General features: G+C 64.9%; 17 protein-coding genes. 4 read left to right on the forward strand and 13 right to left on the reverse strand.

Features of this window, described 5'->3' with window-relative positions:
- Nucleotides 1-65: 65 nt before the first annotated feature.
- Both DY201_RS19285 and DY201_RS19290 read right to left on the reverse strand, forming a co-directional pair.
- Complete coding sequence (locus DY201_RS19285) at nucleotides 66-872, reverse strand: 3'(2'),5'-bisphosphate nucleotidase CysQ (protein ID WP_115732585.1); 807 nt, start codon at nucleotides 870-872, stop codon at nucleotides 66-68.
- On the reverse strand, nucleotides 859-2202 hold the full coding sequence (locus DY201_RS19290; RefSeq protein ID WP_115732586.1) for a TldD/PmbA family protein: 1344 nt from the start codon (nucleotides 2200-2202) through the stop codon (nucleotides 859-861). Before DY201_RS19290 ends, DY201_RS19285 begins: the two co-directional genes overlap by 14 nt.
- A gap of 146 nt (nucleotides 2203-2348) precedes the next feature.
- Between DY201_RS19290 and DY201_RS19295 the strand changes: the two genes are divergently transcribed.
- Nucleotides 2349-3779 (forward strand): MATE family efflux transporter, encoded by a 1431-nt coding sequence (locus DY201_RS19295; protein ID WP_115732587.1) that lies wholly within the window; start codon nucleotides 2349-2351, stop codon nucleotides 3777-3779.
- 14 nt (nucleotides 3780-3793) lie between these two features.
- Here DY201_RS19295 and DY201_RS19300 read toward each other — a convergent pair whose 3' ends face one another.
- The 5 genes from DY201_RS19300 to DY201_RS19320 form a co-directional block, all read right to left on the reverse strand.
- A complete protein-coding gene (locus DY201_RS19300) occupies nucleotides 3794-4615 on the reverse strand; it encodes a patatin-like phospholipase family protein (RefSeq protein WP_115732588.1) in 822 nt (273 codons plus the stop codon).
- The gene (locus DY201_RS19305) at nucleotides 4612-5982 is read right to left on the reverse strand and encodes a M16 family metallopeptidase (protein WP_115732589.1); all 1371 of its coding nucleotides are present in this window, start codon (nucleotides 5980-5982) and stop codon (nucleotides 4612-4614) included. Before DY201_RS19305 ends, DY201_RS19300 begins: the two co-directional genes overlap by 4 nt.
- 4 nt (nucleotides 5983-5986) lie before the next feature.
- Nucleotides 5987-7360: a M16 family metallopeptidase gene (locus tag DY201_RS19310; RefSeq protein ID WP_115732590.1), complete on the reverse strand. Its 1374-nt coding sequence runs from the start codon at nucleotides 7358-7360 to the stop codon at nucleotides 5987-5989.
- A gap of 112 nt (nucleotides 7361-7472) precedes the next feature.
- Nucleotides 7473-8027, reverse strand: coding sequence for a 16S rRNA (guanine(966)-N(2))-methyltransferase RsmD (gene rsmD, locus DY201_RS19315; RefSeq protein WP_115732591.1), 555 nt, complete (start codon nucleotides 8025-8027; stop codon nucleotides 7473-7475).
- Nucleotides 8027-10216, reverse strand: coding sequence for a pseudouridine synthase (locus tag DY201_RS19320; RefSeq protein WP_115732592.1), 2190 nt, complete (start codon nucleotides 10214-10216; stop codon nucleotides 8027-8029). Before DY201_RS19320 ends, rsmD begins: the two co-directional genes overlap by 1 nt.
- Before the next feature lie 76 nt (nucleotides 10217-10292).
- Here DY201_RS19320 and DY201_RS19325 point away from each other — a divergent pair, with 76 nt between their 5' ends.
- Entirely contained in the window at nucleotides 10293-10745 is a 453-nt protein-coding gene (locus tag DY201_RS19325; RefSeq protein ID WP_115732593.1) for a nucleoside deaminase, read from the forward strand.
- A gap of 143 nt (nucleotides 10746-10888) precedes the next feature.
- Here the strand turns inward: DY201_RS19325 and DY201_RS19330 are convergent, their stop codons facing one another.
- From DY201_RS19330 to DY201_RS19340, 3 genes are all read right to left on the reverse strand, one after another.
- Nucleotides 10889-11506, reverse strand: a complete 618-nt coding sequence (locus DY201_RS19330) for a hypothetical protein (protein ID WP_172582938.1) — start codon at nucleotides 11504-11506, stop codon at nucleotides 10889-10891.
- Between the two features lie 186 nt (nucleotides 11507-11692).
- Entirely contained in the window at nucleotides 11693-14614 is a 2922-nt protein-coding gene (gene ileS, locus DY201_RS19335; RefSeq protein WP_115732595.1) for an isoleucine--tRNA ligase, read from the reverse strand.
- 231 nt (nucleotides 14615-14845) lie between these two features.
- A complete protein-coding gene (locus tag DY201_RS19340) occupies nucleotides 14846-15649 on the reverse strand; it encodes a MipA/OmpV family protein (protein ID WP_115732596.1) in 804 nt (267 codons plus the stop codon).
- Nucleotides 15650-15862: 213 nt separating this feature from the next.
- On the opposite strand from DY201_RS19340, the gene DY201_RS19345 reads away from it, so the two are divergent.
- On the forward strand, nucleotides 15863-16429 hold the full coding sequence (locus DY201_RS19345) for an HdeD family acid-resistance protein (protein ID WP_245432044.1): 567 nt from the start codon (nucleotides 15863-15865) through the stop codon (nucleotides 16427-16429).
- Between the two features lie 15 nt (nucleotides 16430-16444).
- Here the strand turns inward: DY201_RS19345 and DY201_RS19350 are convergent, their stop codons facing one another.
- Together DY201_RS19350 and DY201_RS19355 are read right to left on the reverse strand one after the other, a co-directional pair.
- Nucleotides 16445-17428, reverse strand: a complete 984-nt coding sequence (locus DY201_RS19350; RefSeq protein WP_115732597.1) for a bifunctional riboflavin kinase/FAD synthetase — start codon at nucleotides 17426-17428, stop codon at nucleotides 16445-16447.
- Nucleotides 17429-17436: 8 nt separating this feature from the next.
- A complete protein-coding gene (locus tag DY201_RS19355; protein WP_115732598.1) occupies nucleotides 17437-18297 on the reverse strand; it encodes a TIGR01459 family HAD-type hydrolase in 861 nt (286 codons plus the stop codon).
- 266 nt (nucleotides 18298-18563) lie between these two features.
- On the opposite strand from DY201_RS19355, the gene DY201_RS19360 reads away from it, so the two are divergent.
- Nucleotides 18564-20543 carry a TadE/TadG family type IV pilus assembly protein gene (locus tag DY201_RS19360; protein ID WP_115732599.1) on the forward strand — a complete coding sequence of 660 codons (1980 nt, stop codon included), beginning with the start codon at nucleotides 18564-18566 and terminating at the stop codon, nucleotides 20541-20543.
- 72 nt (nucleotides 20544-20615) lie between these two features.
- Here DY201_RS19360 and DY201_RS19365 read toward each other — a convergent pair whose 3' ends face one another.
- On the reverse strand, nucleotides 20616-22154 hold the full coding sequence (locus tag DY201_RS19365; protein WP_115732600.1) for a DHA2 family efflux MFS transporter permease subunit: 1539 nt from the start codon (nucleotides 22152-22154) through the stop codon (nucleotides 20616-20618).
- Nucleotides 22155-22224 lie beyond the last annotated feature (70 nt).

Consider the following 22224-nt stretch of genomic DNA (forward strand, 5'->3'; position numbering starts at 1 on the left):
TCATCATCTCAGGGCTTGCCTGATCTAGACCAAAGCGCGCCGTTTTGGAACAGTCGGCAAAATCATCAACCGTCGTGGCTGGCGAGAACACCGGCCATGACATCGAGCAGCGTCCCGCTGCCGGCCATCAGCGCGCCGTGAACGATGTCCTCGCCGGCAAAGGCGAGCCGGCTGCCATGCCGGTCGAGCAGCTTGCCGCCCGCCTCGGTCAGGATCAGCTCGGCAGCGGCGATGTCCCAATCATGGGCATTCGGCTTGACGAACGTCGCATCGAGCACCCCGTTGGCGATCATCGCCACGCGATAGGCCAGCGAGGGAATGTAGGTCTCGCGCTCGAGCCTGCCCTGCCAGTCCACAGGCATCCTGTCGATCATCGGCTTGGGACCGGCAATACGCATGCGTTCGCCCGGTTCGCGCACCTTCAGGGGCTGGCCGTTGAGAAAGGCGCCACCGCCTTTGACCGCCCAGTAGGTCTCTTGCCGCGCCGGGCATTCGAGCACGCCGGCGAGTGAACGGCCGGCCTCGACGACGGCAACGCTGACGCACCATGCCGTGCGCCCCTCGACGAAGCCGCGCGTGCCGTCGATCGGGTCGACGACGAAGGTGCGGCGCGCGCCGAGCCGGTCGGGACTGTCGGCGGTTTCCTCCGACAGCCAGCCATAATCGGGCCTGGCCGCCGTCAAGGTTTCTCGCAGATAGTGGTCGGCGGCGTAATCGGCCTCGCTGACCGGCGAATTGCCGCCCTTGAACCAGACTTCCGGGCTCTGCCGGAAAAAGCCCATGGCGATCCGCCCGGCCTCGGTGGCAGCCGCACGCAGCAGGTCGAGCTCGCCCTTCAGGTCGGAATTGTCGATGTTGTCAGTCGCCTGCAAGGGTCATGCCTTCGATCAGAAGCGTCGGCGCGGCAGTGCCGAAATTGCGGTCGAGGTCGCTGGCCGGCACCATGCGCAGGAACATGTCCTTGAGGTTGGAGGCGATCGTCACCTCCGACACCGCCCAGGTGATCTCGCCATTCTCGATCCAGAAGCCGGAAGCGCCGCGGCTGTACTCGCCCGTCACCATGTCGACGCCCTGGCCGAACACCTCGGTGACATAGAAGCCGCGCTTGAGCGAGCGGATGATGTCCTCGGGCGAGCGCTCGCCCGGCTCGATGCTGAAATTGGTCGAGGACGGCGACACGGACGAGCCGCCGCGCGCGCCACGGCCATTGGTGACGAGCCCGAGTTCGCGCGCCGCCGATGTCGACAGGAACCAATGGTTGAGCACGCCCTTGTCGACCATCTTGAGCGTCGCACCTTCGATGCCCTCGCCGTCGAACGGACGCGACGCCTGGCCGCGCAGCTTCAACGGCTCGTCGATGGCGGTGATGGCGGCGGAAGCCACCTGCTTGCCCATCATGTCGCGCAGGAAGCTGGTCTTGCGGGCCACCGACGCGCCGTTGATGGCGCCGGCGAGGTGCCCGGCAATGCCGCGCGCGACGCGCGGATCGAAGACGACGTCGACGGGTCCGGTTGCCGCCTTGCGGGCGTTGAGCCGCTTGACCGCCCGTTCGCCGGCGCTGCGGCCGATATCGGCCGATGGATCGAGATCGGCGAAGTGGATGCGTGACGAGAAATCATAGTCCCGCTCCATCGACGTGCCCTCGCCGGCGATGACGCTGGCCGAGCGCGAGAAGCGCGAGCCGACATAGTGGCCGACAAAGCCGTGCGAGGTGGCGAGCACCAGTCCGCCGAGACCGGCGGCAGCGCCGGCACCTGACGAATTGGTCACGCCCTTGACGGCGAGTGCTGCCTCTTCGGCGGCGAGCGCGTCTTCCTTCAGGCGTTCGGCGGAAACGACGGTGTCGTCGAACAGGTCGAGGTCGCGCGGCGCATGCGTCAGCAACGAGGCATCGGCCAGACCCTGATAGGGATCCTCCGGCGAAACCCTGGCCATCGCCACGGCGCGCTCGGCCAGAACCCTGGGGTCGGAGGCGGCAGTCGCCGAAACGCTGGCGACGCGCTGGCCGACGAAGACCCGAAGCGACATGTCCTCGCTTTCGGAAGCCTCTGTCGCCTCGACCTTGCCGAGGCGCACCGAAACGCTTGTCGAGCGGCCGCGCACCGCAACCGCGTCGGCTGCGTCAGCGCCGGCCTTTTTTGCCGCTTCGACGAGGCTCGCCACCCGGTCGGCCAGTTTTGCGGCGTCGTTGGTATCGTTCATTTGGCATGTTCCGATTGCTAACCGCCCGTTGGTCGCGGCCCGTACCACCCCCATCTATTGTCCCCAACCGGCTTGTGCAATGGGCGGGTGCATGGTCAAACGACCCTGATGCGGCGCTTCGCCGCCGAAATCTCCAGGGGAACAGCATGTCCACACAGGCCCCGGCGGCGGCACCGGCAAAATTCACCACCGGTTCGACCATGCGCCATGTCGTGGTCATGACCGGCACCGGCTCGGTCGGCCTGATCGCCATCTTCATCGTCGACGCGCTCAACCTGTTCTATATTTCCCTGCTCGGCATCGAGGAACTGGCGGCAGCCATCGGCTTTGCCTCGACGCTGCTGTTCTTCACGCTTTCGATCTCGATCGGTTTCACCATCGCCTGCGGCGCGCTGGTGGCGCGCTGCCTCGGCCGCGGCCAGCGCGAGGAAGCCAGGCGCATGGGCGGCGCCTCGATGGTGTTCATGGGCGTCGCGACACTTGTGATGACGCTCGCTGCCTTGCCGTTCCTGCGTCCGCTGCTCTCCCTGCTCGGCGCCACCGGCGCCACGCTCGAGCTGTCGACGCGGTTCCTGCAGATCGTGCTGCCGTCATTCCCAATCATGGCGCTCGGCATGTGCACGACAGGCATATTGCGCGGCGTCGGCGATGCGCGACGGGCGATGTATGTGACGCTGGGCAGCGGCATTGCGGCGGCAATTCTCGACCCGATCCTGATCTTCGGCTTCGACCTCGGCCTCAATGGCGCCGCCATCTCGACGGTGCTGACACGCTTCGTGATGCTGGCCATCGGCCTGCATGGCGTCCATGTCGTGCACAGGCTGATCAAGCTCCCTGACCTCAGCGGACTGCGCGAGGCCGTCAGGCCATTCTTTGCCATCGGCGTGCCTGCGATGCTGACCCAGGTCGCGACCCCTGTCGGCAACGCCTATGTCACCATCGAAATGGCCGCCTTCGGCGACCAGGCGGTGGCCGGATGGGCGATCATCGGCCGCCTGGTGCCGGTCGCCTTCGGCGTCATCTTCGCGCTGTCGGGTGCCGTCGGGCCGATCCTCGGGCAGAACTACGGCGCCCGCAAGTTCGAGCGCCTGACCACGACGATGCGCGACAGCCTGCTGTTCACCATCGTCTATGTGCTGGCTGTGTGGGGGCTGCTGGCGATCTTCGCCAACCCGATCGCCAGCGCCTTCGGCGCCGACGGCATCGCCCGCGAGCTGATCGTGTTCTTCTGCCATTTCGCCGCCGGCAGCTTCCTGTTCAACGGCGCGATCTTCGTGTCCAGCGCTGCCTTCAACAATCTGGGCTATCCGACCTATTCGACCGTGTTCAACTGGGGCCGCTCGACGCTCGGTGTCATCCCCTTCGTCTGGATCGGCGCGCATTACTGGGGCGCCATCGGCGTCATCGCCGGCTGGGGGCTGGGGGCGGTGGTGTTCGGTGTCGTCTCGATGTTCGTCTGCTTCCGCGTCGTCAATGCGATCGCGCGCGAACCGCAGCATCAGGACGAGCCGGTGCCGGCGCTGCCGCCGGCGGCACAGTCGCCCTTCTCCACCGGCAAGGCATCGACGCTGCAATAGGGCAGCAGACGGGTTTAGCGCAGGATCTCGTCGAGGGCGTGCTTGAGCTCGTCCTTGATCGCCGCCGTCTCGGCCATCACCTGGTCGATCTTGAGGAAGTCGAGCGCTTTGAAGCGCGACACCGGCGGCCGCAGGAAGATGTCGGGCGGGTTCTGGCCGAGCTTGTTGGCGATGATCGACTGCATCATCAGCTGGCTGGCGCCGAACATCAGGTCGATCGAATTGGGCGGCTTGCGTCCGTTCTCGAACGGCGCGCCGACGACGTCGATGGCAATGACATGGTCGGCCAGGCCCTCGAGCAGGTCGAACGGCACCGGATTGTAGATGCCGCCGTCGATATAGAGGATGTTGCCGCGCGTCACCGGCTTGAACACCGCCGGGATCGCCGCCGATGCGGCGAGCGCCGAAAACAACTCGCCCTCCTCGAACACCTTCAGGCAATGGCCGTAATAGTCGGTTGCCGTCACCTTCAAGGGCAGCTTCAGCTCCTCGAAGGTTGCCGGCACGCCCTCGGGCAGGAACGATTTGAGGATGCGCTCGACATTGAACTGGGTGACCCGGATACCGGTCTCGACCATCTCCGACAGCGTGCCCGGCCGGGCCCGCCACATGCGGCTTGCAACCTCCGCCGGCCGGCCGAGCACGGCGCGGGAGTGCTCGTGGATTTCCTTGCCGGTCAGGCCGGCGGCCATGCCGGCGCCCATCACAGCACCTATGGAGGAACCAGCGATCGCCACCGGCTTGATGCCAAGCTCGTCGAGCGCCTCGATGACATGGATATGAGCGAGGCCACGCGCCCCACCGCCGCCGAGCGCCAGTGCGAAGGTGGCGCTCATCCCTTGCTCTCTCCGAATTTCGGACCGAGGATCATGATCGCCGGTTCGACCGACAACAGCTTGCGTGCCGCCGCCTTGACGTCGTCGAGCTTGACGGCGTTGATCAGCTCGATGCGCCGCTGCATGTAGTCGATGCCGAGCTTGTCGGTCTGCAGGTCGACAAGCGTGCCAGCGATGGCGCCCGAGGAATCGAGATTGTTGATGGCATAGGCGCCAAGCATGTATTTCTTGGCCGCGTCGAGTTCAGCCTCGGTGGGACCCTCCTCCGCCATCTTGCGGATCACCTCGCGGATGACGCCCAGCGTCTCGGCTGCCCGGTCCGACCGTGTCGCCGTGCCGATGATCAGCGACGACGAATGCTCCTGGTTGATCAGCGCGGAGCTGACGCTGTAGGCCAGCCCGCGCTTTTCGCGCACCTCGTCGAACAGCCGCGACGAGAATGTGCCGCCGCCCAGAATGTGCTCCATCAGCGCTGCCGCGAGGAAATCGGGCGCTTCGCGCGGCACGCCGGGATAGACCAGCTGCAGCGAGGTCTGCGGCAGCGGATACTCGATATGCATGGTCTGGCCGAGCCTGGGCTCGACGCGTTCGACCGGCCGCAATTCGGCCTTTTCCGGCAACGCGCCGAACACCTGGTCGAGCCGCTTCTTCAGCGTTTCGGCATCGATGGCGCCGACGACGGCGACATGGATGTTCTCGCGGGCGAAATTGGCCTTGTGGAAGGCGCGCAGGTCATCGGCGGTGATCGTGGCCAGCGATGCCTCGGTGCCCATGTCGGGCCGCGCATAAGGATGCGTGCCGTAGATCGCCTCGGCCCATTTGCGGGCTGCCTGGGTTTCGGGATCACGCGCATTGGCAACGATGCCGTTGACGATCTGCGAGCGGATGCGGTCGAGCGGCGCCTGGTCGAAGCGCGGCTTCTCGACCGCAAGCTTGAGCAGTTCGAACGCATCGTCCTGGCGATCGGCCAGCATGCGCATGCCGCCGCCGACGGCGTCATTGCCTTCGTTGAAGCCCATTTCGGCGCCGGCCTCGTCGAGCTTGATCTGAAAGGCGTCGCTGTCGAGATCGCCGGCGCCTTCGTCGAAAAGCCCGGTCATCAGGTTGGCGAGGCCTTCCTTGCCGACAGGGTCCTGCGTGCTGCCGCCGTCGAACAGGAACTTGATGGCGATGATCGGCACCGAATAGTCCTCGACCAGCCAGGCGGTGATGCCCTTGTCGGACCTGACCTCCTGGATTCGGACCTCGGCGCGCGCCACCATGGCGGGCAGGACCAGGAAAACCAGCGCCAGCATCAGCGTCGCCGCTGATGCACGCGTCGTCGAGAAAGTGGGGGCCTTGAAACGCATTGCCATGAGCCTGGTCATCAGATCACTTCTCGACTGATTTCGCCGGCAGCAGATAGCCGGCAACCGAATGGTCGGGATTGAGGTACTTGGTGGCAACCGCCTTGATCTGGTCGGTGGTGACCGTGCGTATCCGGTCCGGCCACTGTTCGATGTCGGCAACCGTGCCGCCGGTCGCCAGCGTGCTGCCATAGATGTTGGCCATGCTTGCCTGGTTGTCGCGGGCAAAGATCATCGAGCGGACGAAACGGTCCTTGGCCTTTTCGAGCTCGTCCGATGTCACGCCGTCGTTGATGATGCGGCGGATCTCGACGTCGACGGCGGCTTCCACCTGCTGCAGCCCGGCTTCGCCACGCGGCGCGCCATAGACGGTGAAGCTGGTGTCGTCGACCATCGTGCCCTGGAAGAAGGCGCCGGCGGAGGAGGCAATGCCGTCCTTGACCACCAGGCCCTGGTAGAGCCGGCTGCGGCTGCCGCCACCAAGGATCTCCGACAGAAGGTCGAGCGCTTCGGCTTCGCCCGGCTCGGCCGTCTGGTAGGACGGCACCACCCAGGCCTTGGAGAAGCTCGGCACGCTGACACGCTCGTCGGTCAGTTCGACGGTGCGCTTGGTGTTCTGCTCCGGCTCGACCGGACGGATGCGCGGCGGCAGCTCGGGGCCGCGCGCGACCTTGCCATAGGTCTTTTCGGCCAGTGCCTTGACCGTCTCCGGCTCGACGTCGCCGGCAACGATCAGGATCGCGTTGTTGGGGGCGTAATACTGGTCGTAGAAGGCAGTGGCGTCGACGCGGTTGAGCTTCTCGATCTCATGCATCCAGCCGATGACGGGAATGCGATAGGGCTGGTTCTGGTACAGCGTCGCGTCGACTTCCTCGTTGAGCAGCGCGCCCGGATTGTTTTCGACGCGCGAGCGGCGCTCTTCCAGGATGACGTCGCGCTCAGGCCCGATCACCGCATCGGTCAGCACCAGGTTGCGCATCCGGTCGGCCTCGAAGCTCATCATCGTTTCGAGTGCCGCGGGCGTCACCGTCTGGTGGTAGGCGGTGTAGTCATAGGTGGTGAAGGCGTTTTCGCTGCCGCCGATCTCGGCGATCTTCTGGCCGAACTCGCCGGCCTTGTGGTTGCTGGTGCCCTTGAACATCAGATGTTCGAAGAAATGGGCGATGCCCGACTTGCCGGGCACCTCGTCGGCACTGCCGACCTTGTACCAGACCATATGGGTGGCGATCGGCGCACGATGGTCGGGGATGACGACGACCTGCATGCCATTGTCGAGCGTGAAACTGGTGACCTTCCAGTCGCTGCGCGGCGCTTCGGCCAGAGCCGGCGCCGACGAGGCCAGCCCCAGGGCCAACAGGGCTGGCAGCGAGGCTTTCGCCCGCAAGAATCTCAAGATCATCAACTGCCTCTGAATGTGGACGTGCCCGCCTTATAGGCTTCGGCACAAAGCGGCGGGAAGTGAATTGTTCGTAATCTTCCGGTCCGAAAGAGGCCGAAGTCGGGCGCCGCGGCTATTCCGCCTCGATGAAGCGGATCACCGTCTCGCCATAGGCGCGTTCGTCGACGATGGAAAAGCCGGGGCCCGGCTCGAAGGCAGCGGCAGCGGCTTCCTCGACGACGCAGAGCGCGCCTGATGCCAGCCAGCCGCCGGCGCGGGCCGAACGCAAGGCGCGTTCGCCCAGGCCCTTGCCATAGGGCGGATCGGCAAAGACCAGGCCGAAGGGCCCGAGCGTGCCGGCGTCGCCGAGAGCGGTTGCGTCACGGCGGAAGATCTTGGTCCGTCCGGTCAGGCCGAAGCTCTCGACATTGGTGCGGACAAGCCCGCGGCCTTCCGCCGATTCCTCGATGAAGACGCAATAGGCAGCGCCGCGCGACAGCGCCTCGATGCCGAGCGCGCCGGTGCCGGCGAAAAGATCGAGCACGCGCGCGCCGTCCAGCCTGCCGCCAAAGCGGTGGGCAAGCATGTTGAACACCGCTTCACGCGTGCGATCCGTGGTCGGGCGAATGGCGTTGTCGCGCGGCGTGGCCAGCGGCCTGCCGCGCAGATCACCACCGACTACCCGCATCAGCCGCGATCCCGGCGCGGACCGCCGGGCCGTCCGCCACGCGGGCCGTCAGAACGGGGCTTATCCGAACGAGGCTTGTCGAAGTCGGCCTTGCCGCGCGGCTTGGCAGCGTAGTCGGCCTTGGCCTTTTCACTTTGCGGACGCGCGCCCGGAGCCATCCAGACATTTGCCTTGCGCGCACCAGGCGTCTCGAACGGCTTCTTTTCGCGCTCGTCACCCTTCTTGCCGCCAAACTTCGGCTTGTCACCAAACTTCGGCTTGTCGCCAAACCTGGGCTTGTCACCGAACTTCGGCTTGTCGCCAAATTTCGGCTTGTCGCCATAGCTCGGCTTGTCACCGAAGCCGGCAGGGCGTTCGGTCGACAGGCGACCCAGAACGTCCTCACGATGACGCTCGCGATCGCGCTTGCGGTTCTTGATCAGGCCGCCTTCGCCGATGTCGAGGCGGGCGGTGCGCGGGGCGCGCGGCGCCTCTTCCTCGCGACGTTCCTCGCGGCGGAAGGTAGGCTTGTTGGAGAAGGGCTTGACGATGTCGGCGTCGAAATTGGCGCCCGACTCCTCGATCAGCCGCTCGCCGAGCTGGTCGCGCAGCATCTTGCCCTTGATCTCCTGAACATGGCCCTCGGGCAGCTCGCCGAGCTGGAACGGTCCGTAGGAGATGCGGATCAGGCGGTTCACCTCGAGGCCGAGCGCGCCGAGGATGTTCTTGACCTCGCGGTTCTTGCCTTCACGAAGGCCGATGGTGATCCAGGCATTGCTGCCCTGCTCGCGGTCGAGCGTCGCTTCGATCGAGCCGTAGAACACGCCCTCGACGGCAATGCCGTCCTTGAGACCGTCCAGCGTCTTCTGCTCGACCTTGCCATGGACACGCACGCGGTAGCGGCGCAGCCAGCCGGTCGCCGGCAGTTCGAGCACGCGCGACAGGCCGCCATCATTGGTCAAAAGCAACAGGCCTTCGGTGTTGATGTCGAGGCGGCCGATGGTCATCAGGCGCGGCAGCTCTTGCGGCAGCACGTCGAAGACGGTCTTGCGGCCCTCGGGATCGCGGTTGGTGGTGACCACGCCCGCCGGCTTGTGGAACAGGAACAGGCGGGTGCGCTCGATCGGCGGGATTTCCATGCCGTCGAGATGGATGATGTCATCCGGCATGACGTTGACCGCCGGCGACGCCAGGATCTTGTTGTTGACCTTGACGCGGCCGGCAGCAATCAGCTCCTCGGCATCGCGGCGCGAGGCGAGGCCCGCACGTGCCAGGCGCTTGGCGATACGCTCGCCCGGCTCCGGCGCATCCTCGGGAGCGCGCGGGCGCGGCTTGAAGCCATCGCTCGACGGGCGACGGTCGCCATCCGGCCTCGGACGGAACGCCCTCGCCTCGCCGCCTTCACGCTTTTCGTAAGGCCTGCCACCTTCAGGGCGCGGGCCCGAACGGAACGGGCGGTCGCCACTTGCGGGGCGGGCCTCGCCGTCGCGCGAACGGAATTCGCGATGCGGGCGCTCGCCGCCTTCGGCGGGACGCGGGCGATACGGCTTGTCGCCACCAAAGGAGCGGCCGCCTTCACGCTTTTCGTAGGGCTTGCCTTCGGGACGCGGGCCCTTGCTGAACGAGCGCTCGCCGCTGGCGGGACGTGCTTCACCATCGCGCGGACGGAACTCACGGTGCGGGCGCTCGCCACCTTCGGCCGGACGCGGGCGAAACGGCTTGTCGCCAAAGTAGCGGCCGCCTTCGCGCTTCTCGTAGGGCTTGCCCTCGGGCCGCGGGCCCTTGTTGAAGGTGCGTTCGCCGCTTGCAGGGCGGGCTTCACCGTCACGCGGACGGAACTCGCGCTTGGGACGTTCGCCGCCCTCGGCAGTTGCGGCTGGACGCGCACGATAGGGCTTGTCGCCACCAAAGGAGCGGCCGCCTTCGCGCTTATCGTAAGGCTTGCCCTCGGGACGCGGGCCCTTGTGGAACGTGCGCTCGCCACCTGCCGGCCGCGCGTCATCGCGCGGACCGAAATCGCGCTTGGGACGATCGGGACGATCGCCACCACCTGCACTCGCAGGGCGGGGTGAATACGGCTTCTTGGCAAATGGCTTGCCAGCGCCTTCGCTGCGCGGCTTGCCGAATTTCTTCGCACCGCCGTCGCGGCCGCCTGCTCCAGCCGGTTTTGACCCGCCCTTGCGGGGGAATTTCTTACGATCGTCGTCCATGGTGGCCTTTGCCCTTTTCGGCGGCTAGATAACAGGAAGCTCGGGGGTTAGCGAGGGGTAACAGGATGGTTGAGGCGTGAAACGGCCCGATTACATGGCATTGGCCTTCGACGAGGCCGAAGCGGCAGCGGCGCGCGGCGAAGTGCCGATCGGCGCGGTCATCGTCCAGGGCAACGAAATCGTCGCCCGTGCCGGCAACCGGACCCGCGAACTCAACGATGCCACCGCGCATGCCGAAATACTGGCGATCCGCCAAGCCTCCGAGCGGCTCGGCCAGGAGCGCCTGACCGGGCTCGACCTCTATGTGACGCTCGAACCCTGCACCATGTGCGCCGCCGCGATCTCGTTTGCCCGCCTGCGCCGGCTCTATTTCGGCGCCGCCGACGACAAGGGCGGCGCGGTGGTCAGCGGTATCCGCTTCTACGCCTCCCCCACCTGCCATCATGCACCCGATGTATATGCCGGCATCGGCGAAACACGCGCCGCCGAGATGCTCAAGAGCTTCTTCAAGGATCGGCGCGAGGACTAGGCTACGTTTCTTCGAAACGCTCTTTTTTGTTTTGCGCAATTCCTACGGAAAACCGCTTCACACTTTTCCTGGAAATGCCCCGCAAAAACGAAAACGCCCTGAACCAGTCAGGGCGCCCGGTCAGTCTGCAATTGTGGCCAGGATCAGAACGGCCACCAGCTCGTGCTCTTCTTGGCGAGCTTCTTCTTGCGGCGTTCCTTCTTGATCTCGTCTTCGCCGAGCTCATCCTGGGCAGCGGACGCTGCCGCCTGGCGGTAGGCCAGCGGCGGTTCGCTCAGATATTTGCGGCTCGTGGTGCTGCCCTGCTTGTTCTCGCGGAGGCGGCGTTCAATTTCGATCTTGCGCTGGGCCGGGGTCCACTTGCTCATGTCGGGGCCGTTCAGCGCCGACATGTCGTTGACCACTTCCGGCTCGAAATTCGGATTGTCGCGATTCTTGGTCGCGTTGTCGCGGATGCGGGCGCGGCGTGCCTCCGGCGATTCGGGCCAGTCGGCGCTCGCCGTGGTGACGATGCTGTCCTGCGGCGCCGGCAGTGCGGCGACCTGGCCGGTCTTCGGCTTCACCAGCTCCGGACGCGGCTTGTATTCGATGCTGTTGGTCTTCGGCTTCAACGACATGATGTTGGTCAGGTCGGACGCGAGCTGGGTCGTCGCCGACTTGTCGGTGCCGTAGGTGGGCGCGCTCATGCAGCCCGTAAGCGCCAGGCCGGAAACGGCGAGCGACGCAAGCAAAGCTCCGCGCGCGCTGATGCGGTCCGTCATGCCAGTAATTTTCACTCGAACGCCTCTCGCTAGATGCCGGCCTTGAGCCGGGTCCCGGTCCGTATGCTCATCCGACGGAATTCCGGCGACAATTTGTCTGCCGGAGTTTCGCGCTTTTACCTTAATGGGCCGTCAAGGGCAACGACCGGCCGGAGATGTCCGCCGGTCGTTGCATTTCAGCACCTGTTAGAGGCGGCCAAGCGCCTGCAGTTCGTGCAGGGCGGCGGCATCGCGCGCCGAGACGTCGGCAAAGGCCGCGTCGGAGCCGACATCGCCCGTATAGCGCCAGGAACGCGCGCATTTGACCAGTCCGCGGTCTTCCGCCTTCTCGACGACGACGGCGACACCGGGAACTTCGCGCAACACGAAGGAATCGGCCGGCGCCGCCCCATGCGAGATGACGAGATCGCTGGTGATGCTGATCTCGGCCAGATCGATGCCCGCCAAGGCTTCTTCCAGCACCGCGTCGCTCATATGGACGACCGGCACCGCCTCCAGCGACGAGCCGATGGTCTTCTTGGCCCGCTCCAGCTCCAGCGCGCCCGTGACGACGCTGCGCACCTGACGGACCTTGCGCCACTTTTCGGCCAGCGCCTCGTCGCGCCAGGCAGCCGGCACCTCGGGGAACTGTTCGAGATGCACCGACTCGGCTGCGGGGTTGCGCTCGAGCCACGCCTCTTCGGTGGTGAAGGGCAGCATCGGCGCCAGCCACTTGACCAGGCAGTTGAACAGCGCGCGCACGACATGGACGGCTGCCTTGCGGCGGGTGCTCGACGGCGCGTCGCAGTAGAGCACGTCCTTGCGGATGTCGAAGTAGAAGGCCGACAGCTCGACGACCATGAAGTCGATCAGCGCGCGGGTGATGCGCTTGAACTCGAACTCGTCATAACCCTTGCGCACCAAGGCATCGAGCTCCGACAGCCGGTGCAGCATCAGCCGCTCCAGCTCCGGCATCTCGGCCAGCGCTACATCCTCGCCATCGTCATGGGCGAGCGTGCCCAGCATCCAGCGGATGGTGTTGCGCAGCTTGCGGTAGGCGTCGATATTGGTCTGCAGCACGTTCTTGCCGAGGCGCTGGTCTTCCCAATAGTCCGTCGTCATCACCCACAGGCGCAGGATGTCGGCGCCCGACTGCTTCATGACGTCCTGCGGCACGACGGTGTTGCCGAGCGACTTCGACATCTTGCGGCCTTCCTCGTCCATGGTGAAACCATGGGTGACGACCGTGTTGTAGGGCGCGCGGCCGCGCGTGCCGCAGCTTTCGAGCAGCGACGAGTGGAACCAGCCGCGATGCTGGTCCGAGCCTTCGAGATAGACGTCGGCCGGCCATTTCAGGTCGGGGCGATCCTCCAGCGTGAAGGCATGGGTCGAGCCCGAATCGAACCAGACGTCGAGGATGTCCATCACCTGCGTCCACGCCTCATTGGCGCGCGACCCCAGGAAGCGCTCGCGCGCCCCCTCGGCGAACCAGGCATCGGCGCCCTCCGCTTCGAAGGCCTCAACGATGCGGGCGTTGACCGCCTCGTCGTTCAGCACGTTGCCGTCGGCGTCGGCGAAGATGGCGATCGGCACGCCCCAGGCGCGCTGGCGCGACAGCACCCAGTCGGGACGGTCCTCGATCATGGCGCGCAGCCGGGTCTGGCCGGCGGCCGGCACGAAGCGGGTGTCGTCGATGGCCTTGAGCGCGCGGCTGCGCAGCGTCGTGCCGTCGCCGAGCTGCTTGTCCATATAGACGAACCACTGCGGCGTGTTGCGGAAGATGATCGGCTTCTTCGAACGCCAGCTATGCGGGTAGCTGTGCTTGAGCCTGCCACGCGCAAACAGCGCGCTTGCCTTGATCAGCTCGTCGATGACCGCCTTGTTGGCGTCGCCCTTCTTGCCGTTGTCGTCGATGACGCGCGCCGCACCGCCCTCGCGGTCGGGACCGAAGCCGGGCGCGTCCTTGGTGAAGAAGCCGCCATCGTCGACGGTAAACGGGATCGCCGGGTCGATGCCGCGTTCGCGCAGATCCTTCGCCGCATCCATCCAGGCTTCAAAGTCCTCGCGGCCGTGGCCCGGTGCGGTGTGCACGAAGCCGGTGCCGGCATCGTCGGTGACATGATCGCCGGCGATCATCGGCACGGCGAAGCCGTAGCCGCCGCCGAGACCCTTGAACGGATGCGAAAGTACAAGCATTCCAAGCTCTTCGCCCGAAAGGCTGCGGATCAGATTCAACGTCACCTTGGCCTTGGCCGCGGATTCGTCAGCCAGTGCGGCGGCAAAGATCAGCTTCTCGCCCGGCTGCGGGCCGAAATCGTTCTCGGCAGCGGTGACCTCATAGAGGCCATAGGCGATGCGCGGCGAATAGCTGACGGCGCGGTTGCCCGGGATGGTCCAGGGCGTGGTCGTCCAGATCACGACATGAGCGCCGGCCAGGGCTTCCGAGCCGGACGCCACCGGGAATTTCACCCAGATCGTGTCGCTCTCATAATCCTGGTACTCGACCTCGGCCTCGGCGAGTGCGGTGCGCTCGACGACCGACCACATCACCGGCTTGGAGCCGCGATAGAGCTGGCCCGACTTTGCGAACTTCAGCAATTCGCCGGCGATCCGCGCCTCGGCGTGGAAGTTCATCGTCGTGTAGGGGTTCTTGAAGTCGCCGACGACGCCAAGGCGCTGGAACTCCTCGGCCTGGATCTTGATCCAGCCGGCGGCGAATTCACGGCATTCCTTGCGGAACTCGTTGATCTCGACCTCGTCCTTGTTCTTGCCGGCGGCGCGGTACTTTTCCTCGATCTTCCATTCGATCGGCAGGCCGTGGCAGTCCCAGCCCGGCACGTAGTTGGAGTCGTAGCCGCGCATCTGGAACGAGCGGGTGATGACGTCCTTGAGGATCTTGTTCAGCGCATGGCCGATATGGATGTTGCCGTTGGCGTAGGGCGGGCCATCGTGCAGCACATACTTCTCGCGGCCGGCCGCACTTTCGCGCAGGCGCTTGTAGAGGTCCATCTTCTGCCAGCGCGCCACCGTCACCGGCTCCTTCTCGGGCAGGCCGGCGCGCATCGGGAATTCCGTCTGCGGCAGGTAAAGGGTCTTGGAATAGTCGATCTTTTCGAACGTATCGGTCATTTGTCTTGCCATCTTGCCCGGCAAAGCTGCCACGGGCGTTCAACTGTCATGATCTGGAAAAGGCGCCGGTAGCGCGCAGGCAAAAAGTCCCGGACTTGCGGACAGCCTCAGGCCACCCGGAAGGCCGGGCCCGTAATTCGTATCGACGTCGCGAAGACGGGCGCGAAAAATCTCATGGCCGCGCTTTTAGCGGAGCCGGAGCGCGGAATAAAGCGCCTAATTCGCTTGCGATCAAAGCTTGAAGTCGAAGCGATAGCTGGTCGACACGCCGATCGTCAGCTGGTCGCGCGAACCGCGCTCCTTGACGATCGTCGAATCCGCCGCCGATCCCATCAGGCGCGAATATTCGGTGAACAGGCTGGCGGTGACATTGTCGGTCGCCTTCCAGGTGATCGCGCCGCCGACGCCGGCCGAACGCATGCCGCCGCTCGGATCGTACTGGCTGATGCCGGAGGCCGCCGCTTCCTGCGCGCTGACGCCGTAATAGGTGTCGAAATAGTCGTCGGAAGCAAAGGAGACGCGCGGGCCGCCTGACACCCTGATGTCGGGGGTGACGTCGTGGAAAGCATCGACGGCGATATCGGCGACGATGCCGCTATGAGCGCGGATGCCGTGGCGAACCTCGGCGCGGGCGCGCATCCAGTCGGTGGGATAGAATTCGAAGAAGCCGCCGATTTCGCCGCCCCAGCGCACGTCGTGCAGGCCCTGCAGCTCATGCTCGGCGTCGCGGCCGAAGATGATCTTGCCGTTCAGGCCGGCGCGGACGCCGCCATCGTCGATCAGCGCCAGCGAGATGTTGTCGTTGCGCGAGGAAAAGCGCACGTCATTGCCGGCCTTGCCGAGCGAAATGATCGGCTGGGCGCTGAACAGATATTTCTTGGAGCCCTCGAAGCGGGGCGCAACCATGCCGGTGGCGCCGAGCGTCAGATACCAGTCGCCGGAGAGAAAGCCGAAAGCGCCCTCGCCCGCCATTGCCGGTCCGCTGACCAGAGCAAGAGCGGAAACCGCTGCGGAAATACGACCGAAAGACCTCATCACAACCCCGCGTACGCTACGAACCCAATCGCCAGGACCATTCGGTTTGACGCAAACAATGTAAAATTTGAATTAAATTCGATCCTTCGCACTGACGTTTATTTCCCTCTCCGGTTGCCCGCCACTGGACCGACTCGCCTGCCAAGACTAGCCTCCCTGTCGGGCGCAGTGCCACCGTTATTGAGACTTGTTCAAATCAGGGAGACGGGTTCGATGGCAATTTCCGATCAGATGCCGCAAGGCGACGTCGCCGCGTTGCGCTCCAAATGGGGCTGGTTCGTGCTGCTCGGCGTAGCACTCACCGTGCTGGGGGTCGTCGCCGCAGGCAACCTGATGATCGCGACCGTCGCGTCGGTCTATTTCGTCGGCTGGCTGATGATCCTGGCCGGCGTCTTCGAAATCATCCACGCCTTCGGCATAAAGAACTGGGGCGGCTTCCTGCTCTGGCTGCTCGGCGGCGTGCTCTACATCGTTGCCGGCTTCCTGGCTTTCAGCAACCCGCTTTTGGCGTCGGCCATCCTGACATTGTTCCTGGCCGCCAGCCTCGTCGCTTCGGGCCTGATGCGCATCTGGATGGGCATCAAGGGAAGAGGCCTTTTGTCGAGCTGGGGCTGGATCGTCGCCGCAGGCGTGGTGACGTTGCTCGCCGGCATCGTCATCGCCATCGGCTGGCCGGTGAACAGCCTGATCGTGCTGGGCGCCTTCCTGGCGATCGATCTGATCTTCCAGGGCATCAGCTACATCGCCTTCGGCTTAGGCGCGAAGAACGCCAACGCCTAGAGCCTTCCGGCTTTTCTAGAACGCGATGACCTGATCGAGGTCGGAGAGAGGGCGCACGCCTTGCAGCAGCGCCCTCGCCTCGGCCTCGTCCTGCTTCATCTGGACGACGAGCGCATCGAGGCCTTCGAACTTGACCTCGCCCCTGAGGTAGCCGAACAGCGACACCGCAGCGACCTCGCCATAGAGGTCGCCAGAAAAATCGAAGACGAAGGTTTCAAGCAGCGGCGCGAGATTGTCGCCGACCGTCGGGCGTCGGCCAAAACTTGCCACGCCGTCATGCAACGAGCCGTCGGCGCGGCGGAAACGGACGGCATAGATGCCTTCCTTCAAGCCGGTCTCGGCAGACAGCCGCATGTTGGCGGTCGGAAAGCCCAGCGTGCGGCCAAGCTGCGCGCCGCCGACGATCTCAGCCTCGACGGTGTAGCGATAGCCGAGCAGACCGGCCGCTTCCGCCGCCTCGCCCTGCGACAGCAATTCGCGGATGCGGCTCGACGAGATGATCTCCGTGCCTTCGTCGCGGAAGGCGTCGACAAGCGTCACGCCGAAGCCATGACGCTCGCCCGCCTCCATCAGGAAGGCGGGGCCGCCCTGGCGGTTCTTGCCGAAGTGGAAATCAAAACCGGTGACGACGTGGCTGATGCCCAGCCGCTGTTCCAGGATGGTGGTCACGAAATCCTCAGCCGACAGGCTGGCGAATTCGCGCGTGAACGGCGTTTCGACGACGCCGGCAAAGCCGAGCGCCTCGACCAGCCGCGCCTTGACCGGCGGCGGCGTCAGCACGAACAATGGCACCTCGGGCCGGAACACCTTTCGCGGATGCGGCTCGAAGGTCAGCACAAGGGCTGCCACGCCGCGCCGGCGCGCCTCTTCGAGCGCGCGCTCGAGCACCGCCTGATGGCCGCGATGGATGCCGTCGAAATTGCCGATGGCAACGACGCTGCCGCGCAACGATGCCGGCACCGGTTCTTCCCCCGAAATGCGAAGAAAGCTCTGTTTCATCTTGGCGCTTACCGCAGCCTGGGAATGGTCGCCACCGGCGAATAGCCATGCTTGTCGAGGAACGCCGCCAGTCTATCGGGATCGGGCGCATGCGCTTCGCCATAGTCGCGGGCGTGGATGCCGCCCGAGACGTAGAGCACGTCTATGCCGTTGTCGGCCGCGCCCTTGACGTCGGTGAACATGCCGTCGCCGATCGCCAGCGCGTCGGTCAGCTTGACCTCGCGGCCGAGCACCTCGCCGGCCGCAGCCAGTGCCGCCTCATAGATCGGCCGATGCGGCTTGCCCGACACCAGCGTGCGGCCGCCAAGCTGGCCGTAGTCGCGGGCCAGGGCGCCGGCGCACCAGATCAGCTCGTGGCCGCGCTCGACGACGATGTCGGGGTTGGCGCAGATGAACGGCAGGTTGCGCGCACGCAGGCGGCGCAGCATTTCGGCATAATCGTCGGGCGTTTCGGTCTCGTCGTCGAAAAGCCCGGTGCAGACCACGACGGAGGCCTCGAACTCCTCGACAAGATCGATATCGAGACCGTCATAGATCGGAAAATCGCGGTCGGGGCCGATGTGGAAGACGCGGCGTGGACCCGAGCGGATCAGCTCGCGGGTCACGTCGCCGGAGGTTACGACCCTGTCCCAGGCGCTTTCGGGCACGCCGAGGCTGGCCAGTTGGGCGATGACACCGGCGCGCGGACGTGGCGCATTGGTGATCAGCACGACAGCCACGCCCTTTTCGCGCGCCGCATTGAGCGCTGCGGCAGCTTCGGGGAAGGCATCGACGCCGTTGTGGATGACGCCCCAGACATCGCACAGCAGGGCCTGATAGCGGCCGGTGAGCGCTTCGAGCGACGCGATTGATTGCGGCAAGCCTGCCATTGTCTGTCCTTCGGTCAATCCCAACGGGAGGCCTTGGCTGAACGGCCAGGCAGCCCGGAATTATCCGAACCGACCCGTCCTGTCACCAGCTTTTGCCCTGATGGCAGCTATGCCAGCGGCAAAGGCACCGTCACCGTCGAAGCGGGCCGGGGCCGGCTTGGTAAATGCTTGGCTAATCCGGAGCTGCGACTTCTCGGTAGATTAGGGGCCTCAAATTTAACGATTATGTGGGATTTTGCCGGGGTTGAGCTCGGGGACCCCCATCCATGATCCGCAATTTTTTGCGCGACCGGCGCGGTAGCTATGCAATCCTCACAGTCGCAGCAATGGTACCGATCATGGGGGCCCTGGCCCTCGCGATCGACTACTCGGAAATGTCGCGCCAGCGCGAGATCACGCGCAACGCGCTTGACGCCGCCGGCATCGCCACGGCCAGGCGCCTCATCGAAGGCGCCACAGACGACCAGCTCAAGACCTATGCGACCGACTTCTTCCAGGCCAATCTCGGCCCGGTGAAGCCGTCGAACACGACGCTTACGGTTACGCTGCCCAACAACAATTCGGGCGGCGGCACGCTGAAGCTGGAAGCCAATCTCAAATATGATCCATATTTCGTGCCCGCCGCCGCCGCCCTGCTCGGCAAGAGCAGCACGTCGAACCAGATGGATTTTTCGGTCAAGTCCGAGATCCGCCTCAAGAACACGCTTGAGGTCGCGCTTGTCCTCGATAATTCGGGATCGATGAGCTATCTCGGATCCGGCACCGGCCAGAAGCGCATCGACCTGCTCAAGGCTGCGTCCAAGCAGCTGGTCGACAAGATGGCCGAGCAGGCCGCGGCGATGAAGCAGATCGACAAGCCGGTGCAGTTCGGCCTGGTGCCCTTCGCCGCCTCGGTGAACATCGCACCCGACAATGACGACCAGTCGTGGATGGACACGAACGGCCTTTCGCCGGTCCATCACGAGAATTTCGACTGGTCGAAGATGACACAGGCCAACATGACCAGCGCCGACATCGCCCAGATCGGCGAGAAGTTTGCCGAATATTCAGGCGGCATGTGGCGCAAGAAGGGCGCCGGCTGGGGCGCAGAGGCCGGCGAGCCGCTGACCCGCTTCAGCCTGTACCAGGACATGACCGCGCAGACGGACCGCGAAGCGATCCCCAACAAGTTCAGGCGCGTGTGCAAGCGCTACAGCAACAGCAGGTGCCAGGAATATACCGACAAGCCCGAATACGCCTACACCGTCACCCAGTACACCAGCTGGCAAGGTTGCGTCGAAGCCCGCCCGGCGCCCTACAACAACGACGACACCGTTGCCTCCTCGACCAAGCCGGAGACGCTGTTCGTGCCGATGTTTGCGCCCGACGAAGCCAGGCATCTGTGGACCGACCTGAACAATGACGGCATTCCCGACCTGAACACCGACAACTGGAACTACGATAACGACTGGTGGGCGGACTGGGAAAACACGACGACCAAGCCCAGGCAGGCCGACATGCGGAAGTATTTTCGCGTCAAGCCCTACGACGCGGCCGCCGCCCCTGACGGCAATGGTCCGAACTACTCCTGCACCACCAATCCGATCACCCCGCTGACCGACATCAGCCTGACCGGCGGGCGGGACGAGATCAAGAAGGCCATCGACGAGATGGAGCCTTCGGGCAACACCAACGTGCCGGAAGGAACGGCCTGGGGCTGGCGGGTCGTATCGAGCGGCGCACCGTTCACCGGAGGCAGGTCGGAAACCGAGAAGGGCAACGACAAGGTGGTGATCGTGCTGACCGACGGCGCCAACACCTATAGTCCCTTCGGCGACTCGAGCTATGCCAACAACCGCTCGACCTATGCCGCCTATGGTTATGCCGGCAAGGGCTATGACGGCACCACCACCTCGCGCATCTTCATGGGCACCAGTTCGTCAGTGGGCAAGTCGACCTATACCAGCGACAACTTCCAGGCGGCGATGGACGAGCAGATGCAGAAGGTGTGCGCCAACGCCAAGGGCCCGAATTCCCGCAAGGTGACAGGCGAAGGCAATGACGCCGTCGTCGTCATGACCGTGTCGCTCGACCTCAGCGAAGGCAAGACCGCCGAAAAGAAGGCGATCGACGCGATGAAGGCCTGCGCGTCCTATTCGCGCACGACGGTCGGCAAGAAACTCTACTGGAATGCCACCGGCGCCAATCTGATGCAGGTGTTCAAGGAAATCGCCGACGAGCTGTCGAACCTGCGCATCGTCGGCTGACAAGACGGCAGAAATGAAAATGGCGCCGTCCTCGCGGACGGCGCCATTTGCCTGTCGGTCTAGTTTCGCCCGTCAGTCCATATGCGCTGCCGGGGCAGCGCCGGCCACCTGCACCTTTGGCTTGCGCAGCAAAAGCGCCAGCGGAATGGCACAGAGCGAGACGATCATCATCAGCTTGAAGTCGTCGATGTAGGAGATCATCAGCGACTGGATGTTGACCAGGCCGTCGACCTGCGACAGCGCCGTCGGGTTGCCGGCGACCGCCCCCGGCGACAGTGCCATCAGGTTGGGGTTGAACGGCGTGACATTGGCCGACAGCTCGGCATGGTTGATCTGGACATTGCGCGTCAACAGCACGGTGACGATCGAAATACCTATCGACGAGCCGATGTTGCGGACAAGGCTGAACAGGCTCGCGGCATCGGTGCGGTATTGCGGCGCCAGCGTCGCGAAGGCCACCGTCGACAGCGGCACGAAGACGAGGCCGAGTCCCAGCCCCTGCACGACGCCGGTCGAGATGATCAGGAACGCATCCATCTGCGGCGTGAAGCCGGTCATGTAGTAGAGCGAAAGGGCGGTCAGCAGCAGCCCGGCGACGACCAGGTAGCGGTTGTCGACCATGCGCACCAGGCGTCCGACGAGCAGCATCGAGATCATCGTGCCGACGCCGCGCGGCGCCATGACCAGGCCGGTGGTGATGGTCGGATAGCCATAGATGCGCGAAAGCATCGGCGGCAGCAGCGCCAGGCTCGCCAGCAGGATCACGCCGATGACGAAGATGAACACCAGCCCGGTGACGAAGTTGCGGTCGGTGAAGATCTTGGGATCGAGGAAGGTATTCTCCGACATCGCCATATGGACGGCGAAGATCCAGAAGCCGGTGATGGCGAGGCCGAGCTCGATCCAGATCTCGACGGCCGAGAACCAGTCGACCTCGCCGCCGCGGTCGAGCATCAGCTGCAGCGCGCCGACGCCGAGCGACAGCATGGCAAAGCCGAAGAAGTCGAAGCCGCGCAGGCGCTTGGCGATGGCAGGCAGATAGGCGGCCGAGCCCAGGAAGGCGACGATGCCGACCGGCAGGTTGATGAAGAACACCCAGCGCCAGTTGAAGCTCTCGGTCAGCCAGCCGCCAAGCGTCGGGCCGATGATCGGGCCGACCATGATGCCGGCGCCCCACAAGGCCATGGCCTGGCCGTGGCGCTCCTTGGGATTGATGTCGAGCAGGAAGGTCTGGCTCAGCGGCACGATGGCCGCGCCGAACACGCCCTGGAGGACGCGGAACAGCACCATCGTCTCCAGGCTCCAGGCGACGCCGCAGAGCATCGACATGATGGTGAAGCCGACGACCGAGACAAGGAACAGCTCCTTGCGGCCGAAACGGTCCGACATCCAGCCGGTCAGCGGCGTCATGATGGCGGCGGCGACGATGTAGGAGGTCAGCACCCAGTTGATGGTGTCCTGGGACGCGCCGAGATCGCCGACCATCGAAGGCAGCGCGACATTGGCGATGGTGGTGTCGAGCACCTGCATCACGGTCGCCAGCATGATGGCGATTGTGATCAGGCCGCGATGCGGCACATCGGTGAGGGATTTTGCAGCTGACTGGCTCATTCGACCAACCCTTGGGACCTGATGGTCGTCAAGCGGCGACCAGAAGCCGGAGTGCCGGCCGCATCAGCGC

Origin of the sequence: Aminobacter aminovorans, from assembly GCF_900445235.1 — a bacterium.
Classification (GTDB): Bacteria; Pseudomonadota; Alphaproteobacteria; order Rhizobiales; family Rhizobiaceae; genus Aminobacter; species Aminobacter aminovorans.